This window comes from Muricoccus vinaceus (genome assembly GCF_042433125.1).
In the GTDB taxonomy this organism is placed as follows: domain Bacteria; phylum Pseudomonadota; class Alphaproteobacteria; order Acetobacterales; family Acetobacteraceae; genus Roseomonas; species Roseomonas vinacea.
This window is the reverse complement of the sequence record NZ_JBHLVZ010000002.1, coordinates 682,794-707,941: the sequence shown is the minus strand read 5'-3', so window position 1 is coordinate 707,941 and position 25,148 is coordinate 682,794. Positions and strand designations below refer to the sequence as shown.

The following is a 25,148-nucleotide window of genomic DNA, read 5'->3' as shown; positions in this document are numbered from 1 at the left end:
ACGGAACACAGGCCAACATGGGCTTCAATTGCGGCATCGTGGGCCTGCCCAACGTGGGCAAGTCCACCCTCTTCAACGCCCTCACCCAGACGGCCGCCGCCCAGGCCGCCAACTACCCCTTCTGCACGATCGAGCCGAATGTGGGCCGCGTGGGCGTGCCCGACCCGCGGCTGGACGCGCTGGCGCGGATCGGCAAGTCGATCAAGAAGGTGCCGACCAGCCTGGAGTTCGTGGACATCGCGGGCCTTGTCCGCGGCGCCTCGCGCGGGGAGGGGCTGGGCAACCAGTTCCTGGCCAACATCCGCGAGGTGGACGCCATCGTCCACGTGCTGCGCTGCTTCGAGGACGGCGACATCACGCATGTCGAGGGCAGCGTGGACCCGGTGCGCGATGCCGAGACGGTCGAGACGGAGCTGATGCTGTCCGATCTGGACAGCCTGGAGAAGCGCCTGGTTGCCGCCCAGAAGAAGGCCAAGAACGGCGACAAGGAGAGTGCCGCCTTCGTGGCGCTGGCCGAGCCGATCGTTGCCGCCCTGGCCGACGGCAAGCCCGCCCGCACCGCCGTGCCGAAGGGCGAGGAAGCGGCGGCCGCGCGGCTCCAGCTCATGACCACCAAGCCCGTGCTCTATGTCTGCAACGTGGAGGAGGGATCGGCCGCCACCGGCAACGCCCATTCCGCGGCGGTGGAGGCGCGCGCGAAGGCCGAGGGGGCGCGCGCCGTGATCGTGTCCGCCGCCATCGAGGCCGAGATCAGCCAGATGGGCGAGGACGACCGGGCGGAATTCCTGGACAGCCTCGGGCTTCACGACAGCGGGCTCGATCGCATCATCCGCGCCGGCTACGACCTGCTGGGCCTGATCACCTACTTCACCGTGGGGCCCAAGGAATCGCGGGCCTGGACCATCACCAAGGGCACCAAGGCGCCTCAGGCCGCCGCCGTGATCCACAACGACTTCGAGCGCGGCTTCATCGCCTGCGAGACCATCGCCTTTGACGACTTCGTGGCGCTGGGCGGGGAGCAGGGCGCCAAGGAGGCCGGGAAGATGCGGGTGGAAGGGAAGGAATACGTGGTGAAGGACGGCGACGTCCTGCTGTTCCGCTTCAACGTCTGAGCAGCAGCCGAAAGACGAAGGGCCCGGCGGTTTCCCGCCGGGCCCACCGGAGCCCACCCCATCCGGGGTGGCGCCTCAGCGAGAGATCGCGCGGCGGTGGCGAACGTGACGGCGGTGACGGCGGCTGGCGACATCCTGCGTGACGGAAGCCGTCTCACGGGCGGCCTCGACCGCGGTGGTCACGGCGCCCGGGGTCACGGCATGACCCGTGCTCGCCAGGCTGGCGAAGGCGACGACGAAAAAGCCTGCAAGAATCCAACGCATTGTGGCCCCTCTCTCCCTTGTGACCTGAGTAGCATGGCCCAGGCGGAGATCAAGGACATGTGAAATCTCGGTAACGTGAACTAAGTTCCCGTGGGTATGCTCTGGTCCATCGCCAGGGCCGGGACGGCGTCCCGGCACCACCCCACGACGCGGGCGGGAACCCCCGCGACCGTCGCGCAGGGCGGCACGTCGGCCAGCACCACGCTGCCCGCGCCCACCTTGGCCCCGCGGCCGATCACGATGTTTCCCAGCACCTTGGCGCCGGCCGCCAGCAGCACCCCGTCCCGCACCTTGGGGTGGCGATCGCCCTGCTGCTTGCCGGTGCCGCCCAGGGTCACGCCCTGCAGGATCGAGACATCGTTGCCGATCACCGCGGTCTCGCCGATCACCACCCCCGTGGCATGGTCGATGAACACCCCGTGGCCGACGGGCACCGCCGGGTGGATGTCCACGCCGAACACCACCGAGGCGCGATTCTGGAGATAGCGCGCCAGGTCCCGACGCCCCGATTCCCAGAGCCGGTGCGCCACCCGGTGCCAGGAGAGGGCATGGAAGCCTTTGTAGTAGAGGAAGGGCGCGAGCCAGCCGCGCGCCGCCGGGTCGCGCCGGCGGGTGGCGGCAAGGTCGGCCACGGCGAAGGCCAGGAAGCCCGTGCCGGCCTCGCGCACCAGGTCGTCCAGGCGCTCCACCGGCATCAGCGGTTCGGCCAGCCGGCCCGCGAGCAGCGCGGCGAAGGCGGGCAGGGGGGCCTCGTGGCGCAGCACGGCGAGTTCCAGCAGGCCGCGCATCACCGGTTCGGAGGCGGCTGCCGCCGCGGCCTCCTCGCGCAGCGCGGCCCAGAGCGCGGGCGCGGTGGGCGGCGGGCCCGTGAACTCGGTCCCCATCTCCATCCCGGCCTGGTCCATCGCGCGCTCCTTCGTCGTCCCGCCCCAATGGGGGCTGCCCGCTCCCGCGTCCAGGGGACGGGCACGGGCTACATGGGCAGCCGCACCACCGCGCGCAGCCCACCCATCGGGCTTTCCTGCAACACGATCTCGCCGCCATGGGCCCGGGCGATGTCGCGCGCGATGGCCAGCCCCAGCCCCGTGCCGCCCGCGGAGAAGCTGGCAAAGGGCTTGAAGGCCCCCTCCCGCGCCGCGGCGGGAATGCCCGGCCCGTCATCGTCCACGATCACCTCCGCCCAGCCCGGGGTGGGATGGACGGAAACCGCCACGAGGCCCGCATGCCGGCGCGCGTTGTCCAGCAGGTTGCCCAGGCAGCGCCGCAGGGCGTCGGCCCTGAGCGGCACGGTCAGCGAGGGCGGGACCTCGTGGACCACCACCTCGGAACCCTCGGCCGGAATGCGGGACACCATGTCGCGCACCAGGGCGACGAGGTCCGTCGGCTCGGCCGCCTCCAGCACCTCGCCGCGCGCGAAGGCGAGGTAGGAGGCGATCATCCGCTCCATCTCCTCCACGTCCTGCGTCATGGCCGCCGCGTCCTCCTCGGCGCCGGCGGGCAGCATGGCCAGGCCCAGCCGCAGCCGGGTGAGGGGGGTGCGGAGGTCGTGGCTGATGCCGGCCAGCAGCTCCGTCCGCTGGGTCACGAAGCGGCGGATGTTGGCGCGCATGCCGTTGAAGGCGGCGCCGGCCTGGCGCACCTCGATGGCGCCCTCGGGCTTGATGGGGCCGGTTTCCCGCCCCTTGCCGAAGTCCTCGGCCGCCGAGGCGAGGCGGCGGAGCGCGCGCACCTGGTTCTTCATGAACAGCGCGGCCACGCCGAAGAGCAGCAGGGATGCGCCCACCAGCCAGATGACGAAGAGGTAGAGCGTGCCGGAGAAGAGGCGCTTGCGCGGCGCCTCCACGTGCAGCACGCCGTCCGGCAGGCCGACGCGGATGATCACGCTGCGCGGGTCGCTCTGCCAGTCCGTGTCGAAGGGCAGCCGCAGGCGCTCGCGCAGCGCGTGGTCCAGGTCCTCCTCCAGCGGAAGCAGCGGCAGGCTGGCCGGGCGCAGGGCGGGCGGGCCGAGCGGCACCCCCGCCTCGAAGGCCAGGGACAGGTCGAGCCGCCAGGCGGCTTCGCGGAAGATCCAGCCGCGTTCGTCGGTGATGGGATAGCGGGAGAGCAGCTCCACCACCATGCCGACATCGCCCGCCACGCCCGCCGCCAGCCGGCGCGAGATCACGTCCAGATGGGTGCCGTAGAAGAGCTGGAGCGCGATCCCCTGGGTGACCACCAGCGGCACGAGCACGATCAGCAGCGCGCGCGCCAGCAGGCCGCGCGGCACGAAGGGGCGGAGAAGGGAGGTGAACAGGCCGCGCAGGCGCCGCCGGCGGGTCCAGGCGGGCGCCGCGGGCTGGGGCTCGCCGGCAACGGCCAGGTCGGGGGCATGGTCGCCGCGCCCGATCCGCGGAAGGCCGATCGTGCAGGGGCGGTCCCGCCTCGCGGCGCCGTCCTGCGCGCCGCTCCCGCGCTCGCCGCCCGCCACGCCGCCATCCGCTGCCATCGCGGCTTCTCCCCGATCCGGCGCCGGGGCGCCGCGCGTTCTGTTCCGGCTCAGGAGCCGGGGCGCAACACATAGCCCTTGTGGCGCACCGTGTGCAGGAAGCGCGGCTCGCGCGGGTCGGGCTCGATCTTGCGGCGGAGACGGGTGACCGTGACGTCCACGGCCCGCTCGCCCGCCTCGGGCGATCCCATGGCGGCCGCGATCTCCTCGCGCGACAGGACCTCGCCGCCGCGCCGGGCCAGGGCGACGAGGAGGGACGCTTCCCCGCCCGTCAGCCGGGTCACGCCCTCCGGACCGCGCAGCTCGCCCCGCTCGGGGTCGAACCAGCGCAGGCCGAGATGCACCGGGGGCAGGGGGGCCGAGGCGGGCGGGGCGGCGCGCTTGAGGATGGTGCGGATGCGCAGCGCCAGCTCGCGCGGGTCGAAGGGCTTGGCGAGGTAGTCGTCCGCCCCGTGCTCGAAGCCGGCGATGCGGTCGTCGGGCTCGCCGGCCGCGGTCAGCATCAGGATGGGCACGTCCTGGCCGGCGCGGCGCAGGCTTTCGGACAGGTTCAGGCCGGTCTCGCCGGGCATCATCACGTCCAGCACCATCAGGTCGAAGGCCATGCCTTCCAGGGCCTGCCGGGCGGCGGCGGCATCGGCGGCGGCGGTCACGCGGAAGCCCTGCTCGGCCAGGAATCGCTGGAGAAGGCTGCGGAGGCGGGCGTCGTCGTCAACGACGAGGAGATGGGCCGGGTCGCTGCTCATGAGGCCTTGGACTTCGTTGCGGCCGCGGGCATCGCGGCCGCGGGGTTGGGCGGGATGGCCGAGGCCGCGGGGCCGCGGTTGCCCAGCCTCTCCAGCCCGCGCCGCGCCTCCGGGCCCATCAGCCCGCGCATGACGTGGCGGAAGCCTTCCACGGCCGCGGGCCCCGCCTCACGGTAGGCGCGGGTCACGGTTTCCCGCTGGCGCTCGAACAGGCGGCGTTCCAGCGCCTCCCCCGCCGGGGTGAGGGAAAGGTGGCGCTGGCGCCGGTCGGCCCGGCCGGTGCTTTGCGCCACGTAGCCCTGCGCCACCAGCGGCGTCAGCACGCGGGCGAGGGACTGCTTGGTGATGGCGAGGATGCCCAGCAACTCCCCCACCGTCAGGCCGGGGCGGCGGCCGAGGAAGTGCAGCACCCGGTGATGCGCCCGGCCCATGCCGAGTTCCGCCAGAATGGCGTCGGGCCCGGCCGTGAAGTCGCGGTAGCCGAAGAAGAGAAGGTCCTGCGCCAGGCGCAGCTCCTCCTCCCGGAGGAAGAGCAGGTTCCGGCCCGCCACGCCGGAGCCGCCGCGCGGTTCGGGGCCCGTGCGCGGCGACGCGGCGTCGCGCGGCGACGCGGGTGGGCCGGGCTCCGTGCGCTCGGGCATCGCGGCCCTGCTCTCCCGCTGGGTCAGCTTGGTGGGCGTGTTCATGCGGCTAGTTTGAACTTCGGTCGGCATGATGCAACGAGGCGCTCATGGTGTTCTTTCGGAGAGGGAAGCCCCTGGCGCCCGCCCCCCTCGGTGGATCGCGATGGCCGGGCCCATGGGGCGCATTATGCCAGGGCCGCGCCGAAGGGCGAGCGGGCGGGGGGCGGCGCGGCCCTCGCGTTGCGCGGGCGAATGGAACGGCCCTGCTGGGTGCCCGGCGTTTCCTTCCGGCATGGGCCATCGGTCCCGGGAAGCAGGCGCGCAGGCCGCGCCGCAGCGTGCCGCCGCGCGGCCCGGGGGGCGTTTCGGTGGCGCAAAGGCATCAACCCGCCTTGCGCCGCCCTGGCATGACGCTAAGACGGGTGACATCCGGTGCGCGGGACGCCAAGTGGTGCGCCGGACCCTTCGGGACCTCATCTATCGGGGACTTGAGGGGGATAACGGTACGATAAGGGAAACAGGTCCAAGACATCGCGCCCGAGCCGGCGTCCTGCCACAGACCTGCCCCGATCGGCCCGTAAGCCCAGCCCGACCCAGCGAGAAGCGAAAAAACCATGCCCGGAGTGGACATCCTAGCCAGCGCGATGACGGGGGCGAACGCCACCTTCCTCGCCGACCTTTATGCCCGCTGGGTGCAGTCGCCGGACAGCGTGGACCCGTCCTTCCAGGAGCTGTTCGCGGCGCTGAACGACGATGCCCGCGCGGTGCTGGGCGATGCCGTCGGCGCCTCCTGGGCGCCCCGCCCGCGCGGCGGCTTCGCGCCCGAGCCCGAGGCGCCGCCGCCGGCCAAGGGGGGCAAGGGCGCCCCGGCCAAGGCCGCCGAGCCCGCGGCCGCCAAGGCGGCCGACCCGGCGGTGAGCCGCCAGCAGGTGGTGGATTCGCTCCGCGCCCTCATGCTGATCCGCGCCTACCGCGTGCGCGGGCACCTGGAGGCCGACCTCGACCCGCTGGGCCTGCAGAAGAAGACGCCGCACCCGGAGCTGGACCCGGCGACCTACGGCTTCACCGAGGCCGACCTCGACCGCCCCATCTTCATCGACAAGGTGCTGGGCCGCGAGACGGCGACGCTGCGCGAGATCCTGTCGATCGTGAAGGCCAGCTATTGCGGCCCGATCGGCGTGGAGTTCATGCACATCCAGGACCCAGAGCAGAAATCCTTCATCCAGCAGCGCATCGAGGGCGCGCCCTGGACGTCCGCCTTCAGCAAGGACGACAAGCGCACCATCCTGCAGGAGCTGACGGAGGCCGAGGGCTTCGAGGCCTATTGCGCCCGCAAGTTCGTCGGCACCAAGCGCTTCGGGCTGGAGGGCGGCGAATCGACCATCCCGGCGCTGCAGTCGATCATCGCCGAGGCCGCCAAGGGCGGCGTGAACGAGATCGCCATCGGCATGGCGCACCGCGGCCGCCTGTCCACGCTGGTGAACGTGGTGAAGAAGTCCTTCACCCAGGTTTTCGCCGAGTTCAAGGGCGCGGGCCATGCCGAGGACGTGCAGGGCTCGGGCGACGTGAAGTACCACCTGGGCACCTCCACGGACGTGGAGATCGGGGGGCGGCAGGTCCATCTCTCGCTTCAGCCCAATCCCTCGCACCTCGAGGCCGTGGACCCGGTGGTGATCGGCAAGGTGCGCGCCCGCCAGGACATGGCCGGCGACACCAAGAGCCGCCGCAGCGTCATGGCCATCCTGCTGCACGGCGACGCCGCCTTCGCCGGACAGGGCGTGGTTTACGAGACGATGGCGATGAGCCAGCTCATCGGCTACCGCGTGGGCGGCACCATCCACGTGGTGACCAACAACCAGATCGGCTTCACCACCACGCCCGCCCACGCCTATTCGGGCCTGTACTGCACGGATGTGGCGAAGTCCGTCCAGGCGCCGATCCTGCACGTGAACGGCGACGACCCGGAGGCGGTGGTGTTCTGCGCCCGCCTGGCCACCGAGTTCCGCCTGCGCTTCGCGACCGACATCGTGCTCGACATCGTCTGCTACCGCCGCCACGGCCACAACGAGAGCGACGAGCCCGCCTTCACCCAGCCCCTGATGTACGCCCGCATCAAGGAGACGCCGACCACGCGCACCAAGTACGCGCAGCGGCTGGCCGCCGAGGGCGCGGTGCCGGAGGCCGAGGCCAAGGCGATCCAGGACAGCTTCTTCGCGAAGATGGACGAGGCCTTCCAGGCCAGCCAGGCCTTCAAGCCGAACAAGGCCGACTGGCTCGAGGGCCACTGGGCCGGGCTGAAGGCGCCGGGCAACGACGAGGCCGAGGAAGAAACCGACACCGCCGTGCAGACCGACGTGCTGCGCGAGGTGGGCGCCGCCCTGTCCCGCGTGCCGGAGGGCTTCGGGGCCAACCCGAAGATCATCCGCCAGCTGGAGGCCAAGCGGCAGGCGATCGACACCGGCGAGGGGATCGACTGGGCGACCGGCGAGGCGCTGGCCATCGGCTCCCTGCTGGTGGAGGGCCACCGCGTCCGCATCTCCGGCGAGGACGTGCAGCGCGGCACCTTCTCCCAGCGCCACGCCTATCTGGTCGACCAGCAGACCCAGGCCGAATACGTCCCGCTGAACAACATCCGCGAGGGGCAGAAGCGCCTGGAGGCCTTCAACTCCCTTCTTTCGGAGTTCGGGGTGCTGGGCTTCGACTACGGCTACTCGCTGGCCGACCCGAACACGCTGGTGCTGTGGGAGGGCCAGTTCGGCGACTTCGCCAACGGCGCGCAGGTGATCATCGACCAGTTCATCGCCTCCGCCGAGACGAAGTGGCTGCGCATGTCGGGCCTCGTGATGCTGCTGCCGCACGGCTACGAGGGGCAGGGACCGGAGCACTCCTCCGCCCGCCTGGAGCGCTACCTGCAGCTTTGCGCTGAGCGGAACATGCGGGTGGCCAACATCACGACGCCCGCGAACTACTTCCACGCGCTGCGCCGCCAGCTCCGGGCGAATTACCGCAAGCCGCTGATCCTGATGACGCCCAAGTCGCTGCTGCGGCACAAGCTGGCCACCTCCGCCCTGTCGGAGTTCGGGCCGGGCAGCCGCTTCCAGGTGGTGATCCCCGAGACCGACGAGCTGGTCGCGCCCGAGAAGGTCCGGCGCGTCGTGATCTGCACGGGCAAGGTCTATTACGACCTGCTGCAGGAGCGGCGCGACAAGGGCGTGAAGGACGTGGCCATCATCCGGATGGAGCAGCTTTATCCGTTCCCGCGGATCTCCCTGCCCAAGGTGCTGGCCCCCTATACCCAGGCCGACGTGGTCTGGTGCCAGGAGGAGCCGGAGAACATGGGCGGGTGGACCTTTGTCGATCGCAAGATCGAGGAGGTGCTGACCCAGGTGGGCGGAAAGGCCCGCCGGCCCGGCTTTGTCGGCCGCGCGACCGCCGCCAGCCCCGCGACGGGGCTTGCCAAGGTGCACGCGCAGCAGCAGGAAGCGCTGGTTCGCCAGGCGCTCGGGTTGAGCTGAGCCGGACCTTGGCTGAGGAAAGACGATGACCGAGATCCTGGTGCCCACCCTGGGCGAAAGCGTCACGACGGCCACCGTGGCCCGCTGGCTGAAGAAGGCCGGCGAATCGGTGGCCGCCGACGAGCCGCTGGTTGAGCTTGAGACCGACAAGGTGACGGTGGAGGTGAATGCCCCCTCCGCCGGCACCATCGAGAGCATCGCGGCCGACGAGGGCGCGGAGGTGGAGGTCGGCGGGCTTCTCGGCACGCTCGGTGCCGGCACGGGTGCCGCCGCCGCGCCCAAGGCCGCGGCCCCCGCGCCGGCTGCACCCGCACCCGCGCCGGCCCCCGCCGCGGCCGGGCCGAAGGTGGAGGAGCCGCGCGCCGTCTCCGGCCCCGTTTCGCGCCCCGGCGGCGTGGACCATGCCCCGCTGCCCGCGGCGGCGAAGATGATGGCGGACAAGGGCGTCACGGCCGACCAGATCGGCCAGGGCAGCGCCAAGGACGGCCGCATCGCCAAGGGCGACGTGCTCGAGTTCCTGTCCCGCCCGGCGCCCGCCGCGGCCGCCCCCGCTCCGAAGGCCGCCCGTGCCCCCGGCGAGGGCGAGGAGCGGGTGAAGATGACGCGGCTGCGCATCACCATCGCCCGCCGCCTGAAGGAGGCGCAGAACACCGCCGCCATGCTCACCACCTTCAACGAGGTGGACATGGGCAACGCGATGGCGCTGCGCACGGAATACAAGGACGCCTTCGAGAAGAAGCACGGCGTGAAGCTCGGCTTCATGAGCTTCTTCGTGAAGGCCTGCGTGGCCGCGCTCCAGGAGTTCCCGGCTGTCAACGCCGAGATCGACGGGGACGAGGTCGTCTACAAGAACTTCGTCAACATGGGCATCGCCGTCGGCGGTCCTTCCGGCCTCGTGGTGCCGGTGCTGCGCAACGCGCAGGACCTGTCCTTCGCGGGCATCGAGAAGGCGATCGGCGACTTCGGCAAGCGCGTCCGCGACGGCCAGCTCAAGCTGGAGGAGATGGCGGGCGGCAGCTTCACCATCACCAATGGCGGCATCTACGGCAGCCTGATGTCCACCCCGATCCTCAACCCGCCCCAGTCCGGCATCCTCGGGATGCACGCGATCAAGGAGCGGGCGATGGTGGTGGGCGGCAAGATCGAGGTGCGCCCGATGATGTACCTGGCGCTCTCCTACGACCACCGGATCGTGGACGGGAAGGAGGCGGTGAGCTTCCTCGTGCGCGTGAAGGAGGGCGTGGAGGACGCGCGGCGGCTGCTGCTCGGGCTCTGATCCCACCAAGACTGAACGACGGGGCGCGCCGGGGGGAAACCTCCGGCGCGCTTTGCGTAGGGGCCTTCGGGAGTTGCATGTCCGCAGCATGGCCCTGGCATGACCAGATTTTACATTGCAAATCATTCGCAATGGGCCTGAATGCCTCCTGGTCCACAGGATGACCCGATGACTCCGCCTCTTCTTCGCCGCCTCGCGGCGGCCGCGTTGCTGCCCCTTCTTTCCCTGGCCACGCCCGCCCAGGCCACGCAGTATCCCCTGACGGTGACGGACCTGGCGGGGCGGCAGGTCACCATCCCCCGCCGTCCGGAGCGCATCGTCCTCCAGGATGGCCGCAACATCTCCATCCTCGCCATGCTGGACCGGGAGGATCCCTTCGGCCGCTTGGTGCTGTGGAACAACATTCCCAGCCGCGCCGACGAGGGGTTCTGGAACATCCTCCGCGGCGCCTGGCCCAAGGCAGCGGCCATTCCCGACATGGGCTTCGGCGACAACGGCCAGGTGAACGCGGAGCAGGTGATCACCGCGCGGCCGCAGATGGTGCTGGCCGAGGCCCGCGCCCTCACGGCCCTGAGGGAAGCCGGGGTGGACCAGCGGCTGGCCCAGCTCAACATCCCGCTGCTGCTCGTGGACAGCTTCGACGACCCCGTGCCCAACGCCGTCCGCTCCGTCGAGCTGCTCGGCCAGGTGCTGGACCGGGAGGCCGAGGCCGCGGAGTTCGCCAGCTTCGCCCGCGAGCGCGCCGCCCGCCTCCAGGCCGGCATCGCCGCCGCCGGCCCCCGCCCGAAGGTCTTCATCGAGACCCGCGCCGGCTTCGCCGGGCCGGAGGCCTGCTGCTTCACGCAGGGCCGCGTCGGCTGGGGCCCGATGGTCGAGGCCGCCGGCGGCCACAACATCGGCGCGGACATTCTTCCCGGCGCCTCCGGCGAGGTGACGATGGAGACGGTCATCTCCCGCCGCCCGGACATCTACGTCATGACCGGCGCCAACTGGCGCGGGCGCGGCGCGGTGACGCTTCCCTTCGGCTACGGCGCCGACCAGGGGGCGATCGCCACCTCCATGGCCCGGCTGGAGGCGCGCCCCGGCTTCGCCCAGCTCGAGGCCACCAGGCAGGGCCGGGTCCTCGGCATCTGGCACGGCTTCTACAACCACACCCTGAACATCGTGGGGCTGGAGGCACTGGCGAAGGCCTTCCACCCCCAGCAGTTCGCGGGGCTCGACCCCGAGGACACCTACCGCACCATCCTCGCCCGCTTCACCCGTATCCCGGCGCAGCCCTTCCTGGTCTCCACCGCCGCGCCGCGCGTGGGCGGGTAGGGCTGGGATGCCCCAGCTGCGCCTGGCCGGTGCCGCCGCGGCCGCGGTGATGGAGGAGGGCGTTGCGATCCGCGACTACCGCCGCTCCGTCACCTGGCGGGCGGTGCTGCTCGCGGCCCTCCTCCTGGCCGGGGCCGCCGCCCTGCTGGCGGACCTTGTGGTCGGCTCCGGCACGCTGTCCCTGCGGGAGGTCATCGACGGCCTGCTTTCCCCCGGCACGGCCGACCCGACGGTGCGGGTGGTGCTCTGGGAACTGCGGATGCCCATCACCTTCACCGCCGCGCTGGCGGGCATCGCCCTGGCCCTGGCCGGCACGCTGATGCAGACGGTGCTCAACAATCCGCTCGCCGAGCCCTTCACGCTGGGCATCTCCTCGGCGGCCGGCTTCGGGGCGGCCATGGCGATCGTCTTCGGCTCCTCCATCCTGGGCTCGGCGGCGGACTGGCTGCCGGCGGAGCTCTTCATCTCGGCCAATGCCTTCCTCTTCGCGCTGGCCACGGTGATCCTGGTCACCCTGCTCGCCCGGCGGACGGGCATGGGGGTGGAAACGGTGACGCTGCTCGGCATCGCCGTGCACTTCGCCTTTTCCGCCCTTCTGGCGGTCGCGCAGTACATGGCGGACGTGAACCAGCTTCAGTCCCTGGTCTTCTGGCTGCTCGGATCGCTGCTGAAGGCCACCTGGACCAAGGTGGCGATCAACGCCGCCATCCTGGCGCTGGTTCTGCCGCTGCTGCTGTCCCGTGCCTGGGCGCTGACGGCGCTGCGCGGCTTCGGGGATGGCGCGGTGGTGCTGGGGATCCGGGTGGAGCGGCTGCGCTTCTCCATGCTGGTGGCGGCCGCCCTGCTCGCGGCCTCCGCCACGGCCACGATCGGGGTGGTGGGCTTCGTCGGACTGGTCGCGCCCCACATGGCGCGGCTGCTGGTGGGGGAGGACCAGCGCTTCTCCCTGATCGTCACCGCCGCCTGCGGTCTGCTGGTGCTGACGCTGGCCTCCCTCGTCAGCAAGCTGATCCTGCCCGGGGCGGTGCTGCCGGTGGGGATGGTCACCTCCCTGCTGGGCCTGCCGGTGTTCCTGGCGCAGATCCTTCACGGCCGGCGGAGGGTGGCGCATTGAGCCTTTCGCTGGAGGACCTCGGCGTCCGCATCGGGCGCCACCGGGCGGTGCGCGGCGTTTCCTGCGCGGTGGCGGCGGGGGAGTGCCTCGCGGTGCTCGGGCGCAACGGCGCCGGCAAGACCTCCCTGGTGCGGGGGGTGGCGGGGCTTCTGCCGGTCACGGGCGCCATCCGGCTGGATGGGCAGGACCTGACAGCCCTGGGCCCGGCGGAGCGCAGCCGCCGCATCGGCTATGTCGCCCAGGGGGTGGCCCAGCTCTCGGCGCAGCTCACGGTGTTCGACCTGCTGCTGCTGGCGCAGAACGGCGGGCAGTTCGCCTGGGCGGCGCCAAGGGAGAGCCTGCACCGGGCCGAGGCGATGCTGGACCTGCTGGGCCTGCAGCCGCTGGCGCGGCGGACGCCGGCGGAGATGTCGGGCGGGCAGCGGCAGATGGTGGCCCTGGCCCTGGCCCTGGTGCGCCGCCCGGCGGTGCTGCTGCTGGACGAGCCGACCTCGGCGCTGGACCTGGCCAACCAGCTTCACCTGCTGGAGCTGGTCCGCACCCATACGCGCCGGGCGGGCATGGCGACGGTGATGGTGCTGCACGACCTGAACCTTGCCAGCCGCTACGCCGATTCGGTGCTGATGCTGGAGGATGGCGCGCCCGTTCACGCCGGCCCGGCGGCCGAGGTGCTGACGGAGGAGCGGCTGGCGCGGGTTTATGGGGTGGACTGCCGGATCCTCGCGATGGAGGGCGGGCACCGGGCCATCTACCCCCTGGCCCGGCTGGGCGGCACGGCGGCCTGAACGGCGCCACGCGGCGCGGGCAACCCTGCCAAGCCCCCACTTGAATGGTGCTCCGCCCTTCAAGCGAGGCCCCGGGCCTGCTACCTGCGCCTGCAAGATCATTGCAGGACGCGCCCGCATGCCCGACTCCTTCGACCTCATCGTCATCGGCTCCGGCCCCGGGGGCTATGTCTGCGCCATCCGCGCGGCACAGCTCGGCATGAAGGTGGCCTGCGTGGAGAAGCGGGAAACGCTGGGCGGCACCTGTCTCAACATCGGCTGCATCCCCTCCAAGGCGCTGCTCCAGTCCTCCGAGAACTTCGAGGAGATCGCCCACAAGTTCGCCGACCACGGCATCACCGTGGAGGGGATCAAGCTCGACCTCGCCCGGATGCAGGCGCGCAAGGGCGAGGTGGTCTCGGCCAACGTGAAGGGCGTCGAGTTCCTGTTCCGCAAGAACAAGGTGACCTGGCTGAAGGGCGCGGGCCGGATCACCGCGCCGGGCAAGGTGGAGGTGGCCGGCACCACCTACGAGACCAGGAACATCGTCATCGCGACGGGCAGCGAGAGCGTGCCGCTGAAGGGCGTGGAAGTGGACGAGAAGACGGTCGTCACCTCCACCGGCGCGCTGGAGTTCGAGGCGGTGCCGAAGCACCTGGTGGTGATCGGCGGCGGCGTGATCGGGCTGGAGCTGGGCAGCGTGTGGCGGCGCCTGGGCGCCGAGGTGACGGTGATCGAGTTCCTGGACCGGCTGCTGCCCGGCATGGACAACGAGATCGCGAAGAACTTCGAGCGGGTGCTGGGCAAGCAGGGCTTCAAGTTCAAGCTGGGCCACAAGGTGACGGGCGCGGCCAGGACAGGGGCGGGCGTGTCCCTGACGGTGGAGCCCGCCAAGGGCGGCGAGGTCCAGACGATCGAGGCCGACGCCGTGCTGGTGGCCATCGGGCGCCGCCCCTATGTGGAGGCGCTGGGGCTGGATGCCGTCGGCGTGGCGCTCGACGAGCGCGGGCGGGTGAAGACCGACGCGCGTTTCGCCACCAGCGTTCCCGGCATCTATGCCATCGGCGACGTGATCGCGGGCGCCATGCTCGCCCACAAGGCCGAGGACGAGGGCGTCGCGGTGGCCGAGATCCTGGCCGGCCAGCACGGCCACGTGAACTACGGCGCCATCCCCGGCATCGTCTACACCTGGCCCGAGGTGGCCGCGGTCGGCGCCACCGAGGAGGAGCTGAAGGCGGCCGGCACCGCCTACAAGTCCGGCAAGTTCCCCTTCACCGCCAATGGCCGGGCGCGGGCCATGGGCGACACGGACGGCTTTGTGAAGATCCTGGCGGACAAGACCACCGACCGCGTGCTGGGCGCCCATATCCTGGGCCCCGACGCCGGACACCTGATCGCCGAGATGGTCACGGCCATCGAATTCGGCGCCAGCGCCGAGGACGTGGCCCGCATCTGCCACGCCCACCCGACGCTGAGCGAGTCCGTGAAGGAAGCGGCGCTCGCCGTGGATGGCCGCCCCATCCATATTTGAGGCGCCGCGTCTGACGAGACCGCGCGCCTCGCTTGATCGGGGAGGCGCGCGGACCATCTGGCGGGCGATGGACAATGCCCGCGCCCCCTATGTGACGCTGAACCCCCGGCCGAAGCGCAAGGCGCTCGGGTGGTTCTTCATTGTTCTGGGGGTGCTGGGCTGCGTGCTGCCCTTCCTTCAGGGCTTCCTGTTTCTGGCGCTCGGCGTCTTCGTGCTGCGCGACCAGCACCTCTGGGCGGCGCATCGCTGGGCCTGGGTGGAGAAGCGCTGGCCGGGCGCGGTGTCCAAGATCGAGTCCCTGGAAAGTTCCATGACCGCCCGCTTCGCCGGCTGGGGCGCGGGGCTGCGCCGGGCGATCGGCCGGGGCTGAACGCCGTGAGCCGCGCCTTTGTCCGCGAGCCCGACGGAAGCGAGCCCCCCGAACCCCCGGCCGAGCGCCCGGTGCCGCCGGGCCCCAACCCCGTGACCGCGGAGGGCCTGGCCCGGATCGAAGCCGAGCTCGCGCGGCTGAGCGCCCTTTCCGCGCCCGATCCCATGGAACAGCGGGACCTCCACTATTGGCAGCAGCGCCGGGCGAGCGCGCAGCTCACCTCGCCGCCGGAGGGCGGTGCAGTCGGCTTCGGCTCCTGGGTGAGCGTGGCGGGGCTCGGGCCGGCCGCGCGGTGCCTGCGGATCGTGGGGGAGGACGAGGCCGACCCCACGGCGGGGCTGATCGGCTGGCGCGCGCCGCTGGCGCAGGCGCTGGACGGGGCGGAGGCGGGGGACGAGGTCGAGGGGCCGGGCGGGCGCCTGCTCACGGTGCTGGCGGTGGAGAACGGCAGCTGAGGCGCGAATGAGCTTGCATCATGCAAGCCAGTCAGCTTGCATGATGCAAGCTGACGGAGCGGCCCATGCCCAGAACCGACTTTTCCCGCATGCGCTGCCCCATCGCCCGCTCCATGGAGGTGCTGGGCGAGCGCTGGGCGATCCTGGTGCTGCGGGAGGCCTTTTACGGCACGACCCGCTTCGATGACTTCGAGCGTCATCTCGGCATCGCCTCCAACATCCTCAGCGCGCGGCTGGCCAAGCTGGTGGAGCACGGGCTGCTGGAGCGCGTGCCCGAGGGCGCGCGCCACGCCTACCGCCTGACCGGGAAGGGGCGCGACTTCTTTCCGGCCTTCGTGGCGCTCAAGGCCTGGAGCGACCAGTGGATGGCCCCCGAGGGGCCGGTCGTACGGCTGGTGGATGCCGCGACTGGCGAGGAGGTCACGGCCGATCCGCCGCGTGGCCCGGACGGCGCACCGCTGCGCCCGGAGGACGTACGCCTTCTTCCTGGCCCCGGCGCGGGGGAGGCGATGCGCCGGCGCCTGGCCCTGGCGGAACTGGAGGCAGCCCGTGGCTGATACCCTGGCCGCTGCCGTGGCGCCCCCGGCCCCTTCCACCGCGCGGCAGATCCTGGCCCTGGCGGCGCCGACCGCGCTCAGCTCCATCCTTCAGGTGGTGGCGCAGATCGCCGAAACCTGGCTGGCGGCCCGGCAGGGCACGGCGGCGCTGGCGGGGTGGTCCGTGGTGCTGCCCTTCAGCCTGCTGATGCAGCAGATGTCGGCCGGGGCCATGGGGGGCGGCGTGTCCTCGGCCACGGCGCGGGCGCTGGGCGCGGGGCGGCGGGACGAGGCCTCGGCGCTGGTGCTGCACGCCGTGCTGATCGCGGTGCTGGCGGGCGGGGCCTTCGCCCTGCTGCTCGCGCTCTATCCCCGGGCCGTGCTCGGCGCCATCGGCGGCGCGGCGGCGGCGGAGGCCGCGGCGCCCTATGCCATGTGGCTCTTCGGGCTCGGGGCGGTGCCGGTCTGGCTGGCGAACACCCTGGCCTCCGTGCTGCGCGGCGGTGGGCAGCACGCGCTGGCGGCGCGGGTGCTGCTGCTGACCTGGGGCGCCTATCCGCCGGTCGCCTGGCTGCTGGCGGAGCCGCTGGGCATGGGACTGCCGGGCATCGGGGCCGCCCTTGGCGCGGTGTTCCTGGCCTCCACCCTGGTGATGGGCACGGCGGTGCTGCGCGGGCGGGCGGGGTTCCGGCCGGTGCTGCGGGTGCGGCCCTCGGGCGCGATGTTCTGGCGCATCCTGTCCGTCGGGCTGGCGGCGAGCGCGCTGGCGGGGGTGGCGAACCTGACGACCATCCTGGTCACCGCGCGGATCGCCCCGCACGGGCCGGCGGCGGTGGCGGGCTACGGCATCTCGGCCCGGTTGGAATTCCTGATGATCCCCATCGCCTTCGGCGTGGGCTCGGCGCTGACGGCGCTGGTCGGGCGGGCGGTGGGGGCCGGGCGCTGGGACCAGGCGCTGCGCCTGGCCTGGACGGGCGGGCTGATGGCCTTCCTCGTCACCGGGGCGATCGGGCTGGCGGTGGCCGCCGCGCCGGGTGCCTTCGCCTCCTTCTTCACCGCGGACCCGGAGGTGATCGGTCTCGCCCGGCGGGCGCTTTCCTTCACCGGCTTCGCCTTCGGCGGCTTCGGGCTGGGCATGGCGCTCTACTTCGCCTCCCAGGGGGCGGGGCGCATGGGCTGGCCGCTGGCGGCCGGGGCATCCCGCATCGGCGTGGCGGTGGGCGGCGGCTGGCTGCTGGGCGACGTGCTGGGGATGGGGCTGGACGGGCAGTTCCTGGCGGTGGCCCTCGGGATCACCGCCTATGGGCTGGTGACGGCGATGGGGGTGCGGCGCGGGGTCTGGGCGGGGCGGTGAGATCCTCTCCTCAGTCGGCCCGGGGATGCGCCCGGCGCCAGGTTTCCAGCAGCCCCGCCTGGTCCACCTGCGTGTAGCGCTGCGTGGTGGACAGGCTGGCATGGCCCAGCAGGTCCTGGATCGCGCGCAGGTCGGCGCCGCCGCCCAGCAGGTGGGTCGCGAAGGAATGGCGCAGCGCGTGGGGCGTGGTGTGCTCCGGCAGGCCCGTGGCGCGGCGGAGGTCGCGCAGCGCGCGTTGGGCGACGCCGGGGTCCAGCCGCCCGCCTTTGGCGCCGGTGAAGAGCGGCGCGTCGGGCGTGGCCGGGCCCCGGTGGCGCAGCCATTCGGCCATCGCGGCTTCCACCGCCGGCAGCACCGGCACGATCCGCTCCTTGGCCCCTTTGCCGAGCACGCGCAGGCCGGTTCCGGCGCGGGGGGCGTCGCGCAGGTTCAGCGCCAATGCCTCCGCGATGCGCAGGCCGCAGCCATAGAGAAGGGTGAAGAGCGCCTGGTTCCGCGCGGCCATGGCCGGGCTGTTCTCGGCGCTGTCGGTGGTGGCGGTGCGGGCCTGCTCCTCCGTCAGCGCGCGCGGCACGGGGGGCTTGCGGCGCGGGCCGCTCAGCCCGCCCAGCGGCAGCGGCGCGAGGCCGTGGCGGCGCACCAGGAAGCGCAGGAAGGTCTTGATGGCCGAAAGCTGCCGCGCGCGGGATGAGGCCCCGATCCCCGCCGCCGCGCGATGCGCCAGGAAGGAGCGGAGATCGGCCAGGGCCAGCGCCGAAAGATCGGGCTCGCCGCCCTGGTGCGCGGACAGGAAGCCGAGCAGGTCCGCGATGTCGCGCCCATAGGCCTCGATGGTTTCCGGGCTCGACCGGCGCTCGCGCGCCAGCCAGTCCAGGAAGTCGGCGCGGGCGGCGAGGCCCGTGGTCACGCGGCGCCGTCCAGCGCGCGCGACAGGGCATGGGCCAGCAGCCGCAGCGGGGCGGTGGCGCCGCGCGCCGGCAGCCGCCCGGCCTCGCGCGCGCCCAGCACGAGAATGCGCGGCAAAGGGCCGGGCAGGCGCACCAGGGCATCGCGGATGATCAGGGGATGGGCCTCCCCGTGCAGGAGGGCGGCCTCGGCCGGCGAGTCGCGCAGCAGCACCTCCCGGCCCTCCGTCAGTCGCGCGACGGCGCCGGCGGGAATGTCGCGCAGGCCGGGGGAGGGCGGGCCTTCCGCCGCCAGCCCCGCGCATTCCAGGCCCAGCAGCGCCGGCCATTCCCCGGAAACGGCGGCCAGCGCGTCCGGCGTGCCGATCAGGGCGGCGACCGCCGTGGCCGCGCGGATGGTCAGGTCCTGCCCGGCGCGGGCGGCCTCGGCCACCTGCCCGGTCTCCGCGCGGGCGGCGGCGAGGAGGGCTGCCATGTGGTCCGCCAGGTTCTCCCCATGCACCCGGCGCGGGGGATGGAGGGAGCGGTACAGGGCCGGGCGCTCCGAAAGGAAACCGGGATGGGCGGAGAGATAGGCGGCCACCCGGGCCGCCTCGGCCTCGCGGCCGTCCTCCGTCTGCGGGGATGACATGTTCATCACCCCCAGCTTGCCAGGGCCGCGGCGGTGAGGCGAATCACCCGCCGGGCCCGTGCAGCCGGCCGATGGTTTCCGCCAAGTGCCCCGCGAAGGCCGCGGCCGCGGCGGGCAGCGCCACCTCGGCATGGGCGTAGAGGCCGAGCTCGCTCACCACCGCGGCGCGGCCCTGGCGCAGCGGCACGTGCACCAGGCGACCGGCCTCCAGCTCCGCCTCCAGCCCCGCCCGCGTCATGAAGGCGGTGCCCAGGCCCAGCAGCACCATGCGCTTCATCAGCTCCACCGAGCCGGCCTCGTACTGCACGCGCAGCCCCTCGCCCCGGCGCTGCAGCAGGGTTTCGACCTGGTCGCGGTTGGCGAAGTTGGCATGGGGCAGGATCAGCGGCATGCCCGCGCAATCCGCGATGCCGATCGACTCGCGGCCGGCGAGGGGCGAGCCCGGCGGCACCACGGCGCCGAGGGGGAGCCGGGCCGCGGCGAGCTGGCGCAGCGCCGGGTGCCGCCGCACCTCGAAGGCCAGGCCCAGATGCGCGTCGCCCGACAGGATCGCGCTGGGGATCTCGGCGCTGCCCAGGATGCCCGTGCCGACCGTTATCCCGGGCTGGCGGGCCTGGAGCGCCGCCGCGGCCTCCGGCACCACCCGGTGGCAGAGGCCTTCCAGCGTGACCAGGTCCACATGGCCGGTGCGGAGCCCCGCCAGGGCATCGAGCTCGGAGCGCGCCCGCTCCGCGTCGCGCAGCACGGTGGTGACGTGCCGCGCCATGATCTCCCCGGCCGCCGTCAGGCGCAGGCCGTCGGGCAGGCGGTCGAACAGCCGCGTGCCCAGCTCCGCCTCCATCTTCAGCACCTGCCGGTTCACCGCAGAGGAGGCGACGTTCAGCCGGCGCGCGGCCTCGCGGATGGAACCGGCGCGGCGCACCGCGTCGAAGTAGTGGATGCCGGGGGCGTGGACGCGAAGCGGGCGGGGGTGGGCGGGCGATGCCATGTCGGCATCATCTCGCACGAAAATCGGTTCTTTTGCGAGCGGTCCAACGGGTCTTGGATGGGCCCATGTCCTTTCCTGGCCCGGCTGCCTCACCCTTCGTGCCGAGCGTCGAGGCCCGCCCGGCCGAGGTGCTGGTGCATGCGCCGCTGAACGCCGAGTACCGGCACCTCGTGCTGCGCGCGGGCGCCGTGGCCGCGGGCGCACGGCCCGGGCAGTTCTTCCAGCTTCTCTGCCCGGCCCCGCCGGGCGAGGCGCCCTTCCTGCGGCGGCCCATGAGCCTTTATGGCGCCGATCCCGCGGCGGGCACGGTGGAGTTCCTCTACAAGGTGACGGGCGCCGGGACGCGGGGCCTCGCCACCCTCGCCGTGGGCGATGCGATCGATGTCATGGGGCCGCTCGGCCAGGGTTTCGTGCTCCATCCCGCCTGGCGGCACGTGGTCGCGGTGGGCCGCGGCGCCGGCCTCGCGACCCTCGCGCCGATCGCCAGGGCGGCGCGGGCGGCGGGCATCGGCGTCACCGCCGTTCTCAGCGCGCGGCGGCCGGAGCTCGTGGTGTCCGAGGACCTGTTCCGCGCGGAGGGCGCGCGCGTCGTCACCGTGACCGACCAGGACGGCACCAGCGGCCCCGCGCATGTGGAGCGCCTCCTGCGGGGGCTCGTCGCGGAAGGGGTGGCGGACGCCTTCCTCACTTGCGGCTCCGCCCGCCTGCTGCGCGTCCAGCAGCGGCTGGGGCGGGAGTTCGGCATTCCCGGGCAGGTGGCGCTCGAGCAGCAGATGGCCTGCGGGCTGGGCATGTGTTTCTGCTGCGTGCGCGACTTCAACGAAGGGGGCGAGATCGTCCACAAGCGGGTCTGCTGGGATGGCCCGGTCTTCGACATGCTGGAGGCAGTGGCATGAAGGGAGGCGGCATGACCGACATGAGCGTGCGGATCGGCGGGCTCGCCCTCGCCAATCCGGTGATGCCGGCCTCGGGCACCTTCGCAGAGGGGCTGGCGCTGGCCGCCGACCTCGACGCCCTCGGCGCGCTGGTGACCAAGACCATCACGCGGGAGCTGCGCGCGGGCAACCCGCTGCCGCGCGTGGCGGAAACGGCGGGCGGGATGCTGAACGCCATCGGCATCCCCTCCAAGGGCGTGCCCTATTTCCTGGAGCACACGCTGCCGGCGATGCGCGCCTTCGCGCCGCCGCTGGTGGTCAGCATCTCCGCGCCGACGGCCGAGGGCTTCGCGGCGCTGGCGGCGGAGGTTTCGGTGCCGGGCGTCGCCGCCATCGAGGCCAACATCTCCTGCCCCAACATCGAGGAGGACGGGCGCGCCTTCGCCATGCGGGCGGAATCGACCGAGGCGGTGATCCGCCGGCTGCGCGCGGCCACCGCGCTGCCGCTCTGGGCGAAGCTGACGCCCAACACCGGGGACGTGCCGGAGGTGGCGCGGGCGGCGGAAGAGGCGGGGGCGGATGCGCTGGTGGTGGCCAACACCATCCTGGCCATGTCCGTGGACCTGAACACCTTCCGCCCGCGCCTGGGCAACGTGATGGGCGGGCTGTCGGGCCCCGCGATCAAGCCGATCGTGCTGCGGCAGGTCTATCAGTGCGCGCGCGCGGTCCGCATTCCCGTGATCGGCTGCGGCGGCATCTCCACGGCGGAGGACGCGGCGGAGTACATGATCGCGGGGGCCGCGGCCGTGCAGGTGGGCACCGCGACCTTCCTCCACCCCGGCGCCATGGAGGCGGTGATCGAGGGGCTGGCCCGCTTCTGCGCCGGGCGCGGCATCGCGCGCGTGGCGGAGCTGACCGGCGCCATCCGGCGCGAGGAAACGGACGAGGCGGAGATCGAGTGGGCGGAGCCGGCGCCGTGAGCACCACCCTGGCCCGCCCCTCGCCCCCGCTCCTGGGCCGCGCCCTGGCCGAGCGCCTGTTCGACCGGCTGCGGGAGGCCACCGGCGACGGCGTGGGCATCACGCGGGAAAGCTATGGCGCCGGGGAATCGCTGGCGCTGGACATGGTGGAGGCCGAGGCGCGGGCCCGGGGGCTCCACACCGCGCGCGATGCCGGGGCCAACCTGGTCGTCACCCTGGCCGGGAGCGACCCGTCGCTGCCGGTGATCGCCTGCGGCTCGCACCTCGACTCGGTGCCCCAGGGCGGGAACTTCGACGGGGCGGCGGGGGTGATCGGGGGGCTGATGGCGCTGTCCCGCTTCCAGGAGGAGGGTTTCGCGCCGCGGCGCGGCATCGCCCTTTATGCCCTGCGCGGGGAGGAGAGCGCCTGGTTCGGGCGGGCCTATATGGGCTCGGCCGCGCTGTTCGGCCGGCTCTCGGCCGAGGACCTGGCGACGCCCCACGTCAACAGCGGCCGTCCCCTGATCGACTGCATGCGCGAGGCCGGGGTGGAGGTCGAGCGCGTGGCACGGGGGGAGCGGTTGCTGGACCCGGCCACGATCGCCGCCTGGCTCGAGATCCATATCGAGCAGGGGCCGGTGCTGGTCGCGCGCAACCTCCCGGTGGCCATCGTCACGGGCATCCGCGGCAACATCCGCCACCGCGCCATCGAGTGCGTCGGGGAGGCCGGGCATTCCGGCACCATCCCGCGCTGGCTGCGGCGCGACGCCGTCTTCGCCACCGCGGAGCTGATCACGCGCCTGGACCGCCACTGGCGAACCCTGCTGGAGCGGGGACGGGACCTGGTGGTGACCTCCGGCATCATCGGCACCGACCCGGCCGAGCACGCGCTGGCCCGCATTCCCGGGCGGCTTCGCTTCTCCATGGAGGCGCGGAGCCAGAGCACCGAGACGCTGGAGGCCTTCTACGACCTGTTCCTGTCCGAATGCGCGGGCATCGGGGAGGAGCGGGGGGTGGAGTTCCGCCTGGACCGCCGGCTGGACTCCGCGCCGGCGCGGATGGATGAAGGGTGGATCGAGCGGCTGCGGGCCGGGCTGCGCGCCATGGGCCTGCCCGACGAGCCAATCCCGAGCGGCGCCGGCCACGACGCCGCGGTCTTCGCACAGGCGGGTATCCCGAGCGCCATGATCTTCGTCCGCAACCAGCACGGTTCGCACAACCCCGCGGAGGCCATGGAAATGGACGACTTCATGCTGGGCGCCGAGCTTCTGGAGCGCAGCCTGCGAGAGGCGTCGGCATGAGCGGTGCCGCCATGGCGCGCCTGCTGCTGGAAGGGGGGGCGGTGCAGGTCAGCCACGGTCAGCCCTTCATCCTGGCCGCGGGATGGGCCAGCCCCGCCTATATCGACTGCCGCCTGCTGATCGGCGACGCCCGCCTGCGCCGCGCCGCGACGGCGCTGGCGGCGGAGGCGATCCGCGCCGGCTTCGGGGACGCGCCGCCGGAGGCCGTTGCGGGGGCGGAAACGGCGGGTATTCCCTGGGCCGCCTGGCTGGCCGAGGCGCTGGACCTGCCGCTGCGCTACGTGCGCAAGCGCCCGCTCGGCATCGGCCGCAACGCCCAGGTGGAGGGCGGGCCGGTGGAGGGGATGCGCGTGCTGCTGGTGGACGACCTGATGACGGATGGCGGCAGCAAGGTCGCCTTCACGCGCGGGCTGCGCTCGGGGGGCGCCACCGTCACCCACGCCCTCTGCCTGTTCCACCACGGCACCTTTCCGGGCGGCGCGGAGCGGATGGAGAAGCTGGGGCTGACGCTGGTTTCCCTGGCCAGTTGGCGGGACGTGCTGGCGGCGGACGGCGCCTGCGCCCTGCCGGATGCTGACCGGGCGGTCCTGGAGCGCTTCCTGGCCGATCCCATCGGCTGGTCCGCGGCCCATGGCGGGCGGGCCACGATGCTGAAGCCGGCGCTCTGACGTCCCGGCGGGAGAGGGCGGTGACGCCGGCCGCCGCCGGTGAGAAGCTTTCGCCCGAGGCTTCAGCGGGGTGCCATGGCCGTTGTCCACTGCATCACCCACCCGGAGGTCGTGATCGACCCGGCCGTGCCCGTTCCGGACTGGCCGCTCTCGCCCGAGGGCATCCGGCGCATGGCCCTGGCTCTGGAGCGCCCCTGGGTGCCCGGCATCCGCGCCGTGTTCAGCAGCGCGGAGCGTAAGGCAACCGACGCCGCGCGGATGCTCGCGGACCGGCTCGGCCTTGTTCCCGCGATCGTCGAGGCGCTGGGCGAGAACGACCGCTCCGCGACCGGCTACCTGCCCAGGGCGGAGTTCGAGGCGATGGCGGACGCCTTTTTCGCGCATCCCGAACGGAGCATCCGCGGGTGGGAGCGCGCGGTGGATGCCCAGCGCCGGGTGGTGGCCGCGGTGGAGCGCGTCCTGGCCTTGGCGCCGGGCCAGGGAGACGTCGCCATAATCTTTCATGGCGGCGTCGGCGCGCTGCTGCTGTGCCACTTGAAGGGCGTGCCGATCGGCCGGGCCGAGGACCAGCCCGGTGGGGGCGGCGGCAACGTCTTCACCTTCGACGCCGCGACGCGCCGCGTTCTTTCCGGGTGGCGCCCCATCGAGGAATGAGGCGCCGAGGCCGGCCTAGAGGATCGACTGCCCCGTCTTCGTCCAGTCCGCCAGGAAGCTCTCGAGGCCCTTGTCCGTCAGCGGGTGCTTGTAGAGCGTCTTGATCACGGCGGGCGGCAGGGTCGCCACATGCGCGCCGAGCTTGGCCGCCTGGATCAGGTGGATGGGGTGGCGGATGGAGGCCACCAGCACCTCGGTCCGCAGCGCCGGGTAGTTGCCGTAGATCTGCACGGTGTCGGCGATCAGCCCCATGCCGTCCTGCCCGATGTCGTCGAGCCGCCCGACGAAGGGGGAGACGTAGGTGGCGCCCGCCTTGGCGGCGAGGATGGCCTGGGCCGCGGAGAAGCACAGGGTTACGTTGACCATGACCCCGTTGTTCACCATATGTTTGCATGCTCGAAGCCCCGCCTCGGTCAACGGCAGCTTGATGACGACGTTGGACGCGATGCGCCCGAGGTGCTCGCCCTCCCGCATCATGCCATCGTAGTCGGTGGCGGTGACCTCGGCGGAAACGGGGCCGGGGGTGATGTCGCAGATCTCCTTGATCACCTCGGCCATCGGGCGGCCGGACTTGGCGATCAGGGAGGGGTTGGTGGTGACGCCGTCGAGCAGCCCGCTCTCGGCGAGGGCGCGAATCTCGGAGACCTCGGCGGTGTCCACGAAGAATTTCATGATGCTGGTCCCAAAGGTTCAGGGCGGGGGTCG

General features: G+C 72.6%; 25 protein-coding genes. 16 read left to right on the top strand and 9 right to left on the bottom strand.

Annotation, left to right across the window (positions count from 1 at the left end):
- The first annotated feature begins 17 nt into the window (after positions 1-17).
- Positions 18-1,112 carry a redox-regulated ATPase YchF gene (gene ychF, locus ACFFIC_RS05120; protein ID WP_377049063.1) on the top strand — a complete coding sequence of 365 codons (1,095 nt, stop codon included), beginning with the start codon at positions 18-20 and terminating at the stop codon, positions 1,110-1,112.
- Positions 1,113-1,187: 75 nt separating this feature from the next.
- On the opposite strand, the gene ACFFIC_RS05115 is transcribed toward ychF, so the two are convergent.
- The 5 genes from ACFFIC_RS05115 to ACFFIC_RS05095 form a co-directional block, all read right to left on the bottom strand.
- Positions 1,188-1,376 (bottom strand): hypothetical protein, encoded by a 189-nt coding sequence (locus ACFFIC_RS05115; protein ID WP_377049062.1) that lies wholly within the window; start codon positions 1,374-1,376, stop codon positions 1,188-1,190.
- Between the two features lie 80 nt (positions 1,377-1,456).
- Complete coding sequence (gene cysE, locus ACFFIC_RS05110; protein WP_456306918.1) at positions 1,457-2,281, bottom strand: serine O-acetyltransferase; 825 nt, start codon at positions 2,279-2,281, stop codon at positions 1,457-1,459.
- Positions 2,282-2,349: 68 nt separating this feature from the next.
- On the bottom strand, positions 2,350-3,861 hold the full coding sequence (locus ACFFIC_RS05105; RefSeq protein WP_377049061.1) for an ATP-binding protein: 1,512 nt from the start codon (positions 3,859-3,861) through the stop codon (positions 2,350-2,352).
- Positions 3,862-3,911: 50 nt separating this feature from the next.
- Positions 3,912-4,607: a response regulator gene (locus ACFFIC_RS05100; RefSeq protein WP_377049060.1), complete on the bottom strand. Its 696-nt coding sequence runs from the start codon at positions 4,605-4,607 to the stop codon at positions 3,912-3,914.
- Positions 4,604-5,248, bottom strand: a complete 645-nt coding sequence (locus ACFFIC_RS05095; RefSeq protein WP_456306924.1) for a MarR family winged helix-turn-helix transcriptional regulator — start codon at positions 5,246-5,248, stop codon at positions 4,604-4,606. Before ACFFIC_RS05095 ends, ACFFIC_RS05100 begins: the two co-directional genes overlap by 4 nt.
- Before the next feature lie 596 nt (positions 5,249-5,844).
- Between ACFFIC_RS05095 and ACFFIC_RS05090 the strand changes: the two genes are divergently transcribed.
- From ACFFIC_RS05090 to ACFFIC_RS05045, 10 genes are all read left to right on the top strand, one after another.
- Entirely contained in the window at positions 5,845-8,745 is a 2,901-nt protein-coding gene (locus ACFFIC_RS05090) for a 2-oxoglutarate dehydrogenase E1 component (protein ID WP_377049059.1), read from the top strand.
- A gap of 25 nt (positions 8,746-8,770) precedes the next feature.
- Complete coding sequence (gene odhB / locus ACFFIC_RS05085) at positions 8,771-10,021, top strand: 2-oxoglutarate dehydrogenase complex dihydrolipoyllysine-residue succinyltransferase (protein WP_377049058.1); 1,251 nt, start codon at positions 8,771-8,773, stop codon at positions 10,019-10,021.
- 168 nt (positions 10,022-10,189) lie between these two features.
- Positions 10,190-11,338: an ABC transporter substrate-binding protein gene (locus tag ACFFIC_RS05080; protein WP_377049057.1), complete on the top strand. Its 1,149-nt coding sequence runs from the start codon at positions 10,190-10,192 to the stop codon at positions 11,336-11,338.
- Between the two features lie 7 nt (positions 11,339-11,345).
- Complete coding sequence (locus ACFFIC_RS05075; protein ID WP_377049056.1) at positions 11,346-12,452, top strand: FecCD family ABC transporter permease; 1,107 nt, start codon at positions 11,346-11,348, stop codon at positions 12,450-12,452.
- Positions 12,449-13,237: an ABC transporter ATP-binding protein gene (locus tag ACFFIC_RS05070; protein ID WP_377049055.1), complete on the top strand. Its 789-nt coding sequence runs from the start codon at positions 12,449-12,451 to the stop codon at positions 13,235-13,237. Before ACFFIC_RS05075 ends, ACFFIC_RS05070 begins: the two co-directional genes overlap by 4 nt.
- 118 nt (positions 13,238-13,355) lie before the next feature.
- Positions 13,356-14,747, top strand: coding sequence for a dihydrolipoyl dehydrogenase (lpdA, locus tag ACFFIC_RS05065; RefSeq protein ID WP_377049054.1), 1,392 nt, complete (start codon positions 13,356-13,358; stop codon positions 14,745-14,747).
- A 67-nt stretch (positions 14,748-14,814) separates the two neighbouring features.
- On the top strand, positions 14,815-15,117 hold the full coding sequence (locus ACFFIC_RS05060; RefSeq protein WP_377049053.1) for a PGPGW domain-containing protein: 303 nt from the start codon (positions 14,815-14,817) through the stop codon (positions 15,115-15,117).
- A gap of 5 nt (positions 15,118-15,122) precedes the next feature.
- Positions 15,123-15,572: a GreA/GreB family elongation factor gene (locus ACFFIC_RS05055; protein WP_377049052.1), complete on the top strand. Its 450-nt coding sequence runs from the start codon at positions 15,123-15,125 to the stop codon at positions 15,570-15,572.
- Positions 15,573-15,637: 65 nt separating this feature from the next.
- Positions 15,638-16,129: a winged helix-turn-helix transcriptional regulator gene (locus ACFFIC_RS05050; protein ID WP_377049051.1), complete on the top strand. Its 492-nt coding sequence runs from the start codon at positions 15,638-15,640 to the stop codon at positions 16,127-16,129.
- A complete protein-coding gene (locus ACFFIC_RS05045; RefSeq protein ID WP_377049050.1) occupies positions 16,122-17,462 on the top strand; it encodes an MATE family efflux transporter in 1,341 nt (446 codons plus the stop codon). Before ACFFIC_RS05050 ends, ACFFIC_RS05045 begins: the two co-directional genes overlap by 8 nt.
- 10 nt (positions 17,463-17,472) lie before the next feature.
- Here the strand turns inward: ACFFIC_RS05045 and ACFFIC_RS05040 are convergent, their stop codons facing one another.
- The 3 genes from ACFFIC_RS05040 to ACFFIC_RS05030 are packed head-to-tail and all read right to left on the bottom strand — an operon-like array spanning position 17,473 to position 19,986.
- On the bottom strand, positions 17,473-18,369 hold the full coding sequence (locus ACFFIC_RS05040) for a tyrosine recombinase XerC (RefSeq protein WP_377049049.1): 897 nt from the start codon (positions 18,367-18,369) through the stop codon (positions 17,473-17,475).
- Entirely contained in the window at positions 18,366-18,998 is a 633-nt protein-coding gene (locus ACFFIC_RS05035; RefSeq protein WP_377049048.1) for a hypothetical protein, read from the bottom strand. The genes ACFFIC_RS05040 and ACFFIC_RS05035 overlap by 4 nt, the downstream gene beginning before the upstream one ends.
- 43 nt (positions 18,999-19,041) lie before the next feature.
- Entirely contained in the window at positions 19,042-19,986 is a 945-nt protein-coding gene (locus tag ACFFIC_RS05030) for a LysR family transcriptional regulator (RefSeq protein ID WP_377049047.1), read from the bottom strand.
- A gap of 65 nt (positions 19,987-20,051) precedes the next feature.
- On the opposite strand from ACFFIC_RS05030, the gene ACFFIC_RS05025 reads away from it, so the two are divergent.
- The 5 genes from ACFFIC_RS05025 to ACFFIC_RS05005 all read left to right on the top strand — a co-directional run bounded on the left by ACFFIC_RS05025 (position 20,052) and on the right by ACFFIC_RS05005 (position 24,443).
- A complete protein-coding gene (locus ACFFIC_RS05025; RefSeq protein ID WP_377049046.1) occupies positions 20,052-20,882 on the top strand; it encodes a dihydroorotate dehydrogenase electron transfer subunit in 831 nt (276 codons plus the stop codon).
- 11 nt (positions 20,883-20,893) lie between these two features.
- Positions 20,894-21,841: a dihydroorotate dehydrogenase gene (locus ACFFIC_RS05020; RefSeq protein WP_377049045.1), complete on the top strand. Its 948-nt coding sequence runs from the start codon at positions 20,894-20,896 to the stop codon at positions 21,839-21,841.
- Positions 21,838-23,121 carry a Zn-dependent hydrolase gene (locus tag ACFFIC_RS05015; protein WP_377049044.1) on the top strand — a complete coding sequence of 428 codons (1,284 nt, stop codon included), beginning with the start codon at positions 21,838-21,840 and terminating at the stop codon, positions 23,119-23,121. The genes ACFFIC_RS05020 and ACFFIC_RS05015 overlap by 4 nt, the downstream gene beginning before the upstream one ends.
- The gene (locus ACFFIC_RS05010; protein WP_377049043.1) at positions 23,118-23,789 is read left to right on the top strand and encodes an orotate phosphoribosyltransferase; all 672 of its coding nucleotides are present in this window, start codon (positions 23,118-23,120) and stop codon (positions 23,787-23,789) included. Before ACFFIC_RS05015 ends, ACFFIC_RS05010 begins: the two co-directional genes overlap by 4 nt.
- 75 nt (positions 23,790-23,864) lie before the next feature.
- On the top strand, positions 23,865-24,443 hold the full coding sequence (locus ACFFIC_RS05005; protein ID WP_377049042.1) for a histidine phosphatase family protein: 579 nt from the start codon (positions 23,865-23,867) through the stop codon (positions 24,441-24,443).
- Positions 24,444-24,458: 15 nt separating this feature from the next.
- Here the strand turns inward: ACFFIC_RS05005 and fsa are convergent, their stop codons facing one another.
- Positions 24,459-25,115: a fructose-6-phosphate aldolase gene (fsa, locus tag ACFFIC_RS05000; RefSeq protein WP_377049041.1), complete on the bottom strand. Its 657-nt coding sequence runs from the start codon at positions 25,113-25,115 to the stop codon at positions 24,459-24,461.
- Positions 25,116-25,148 lie beyond the last annotated feature (33 nt).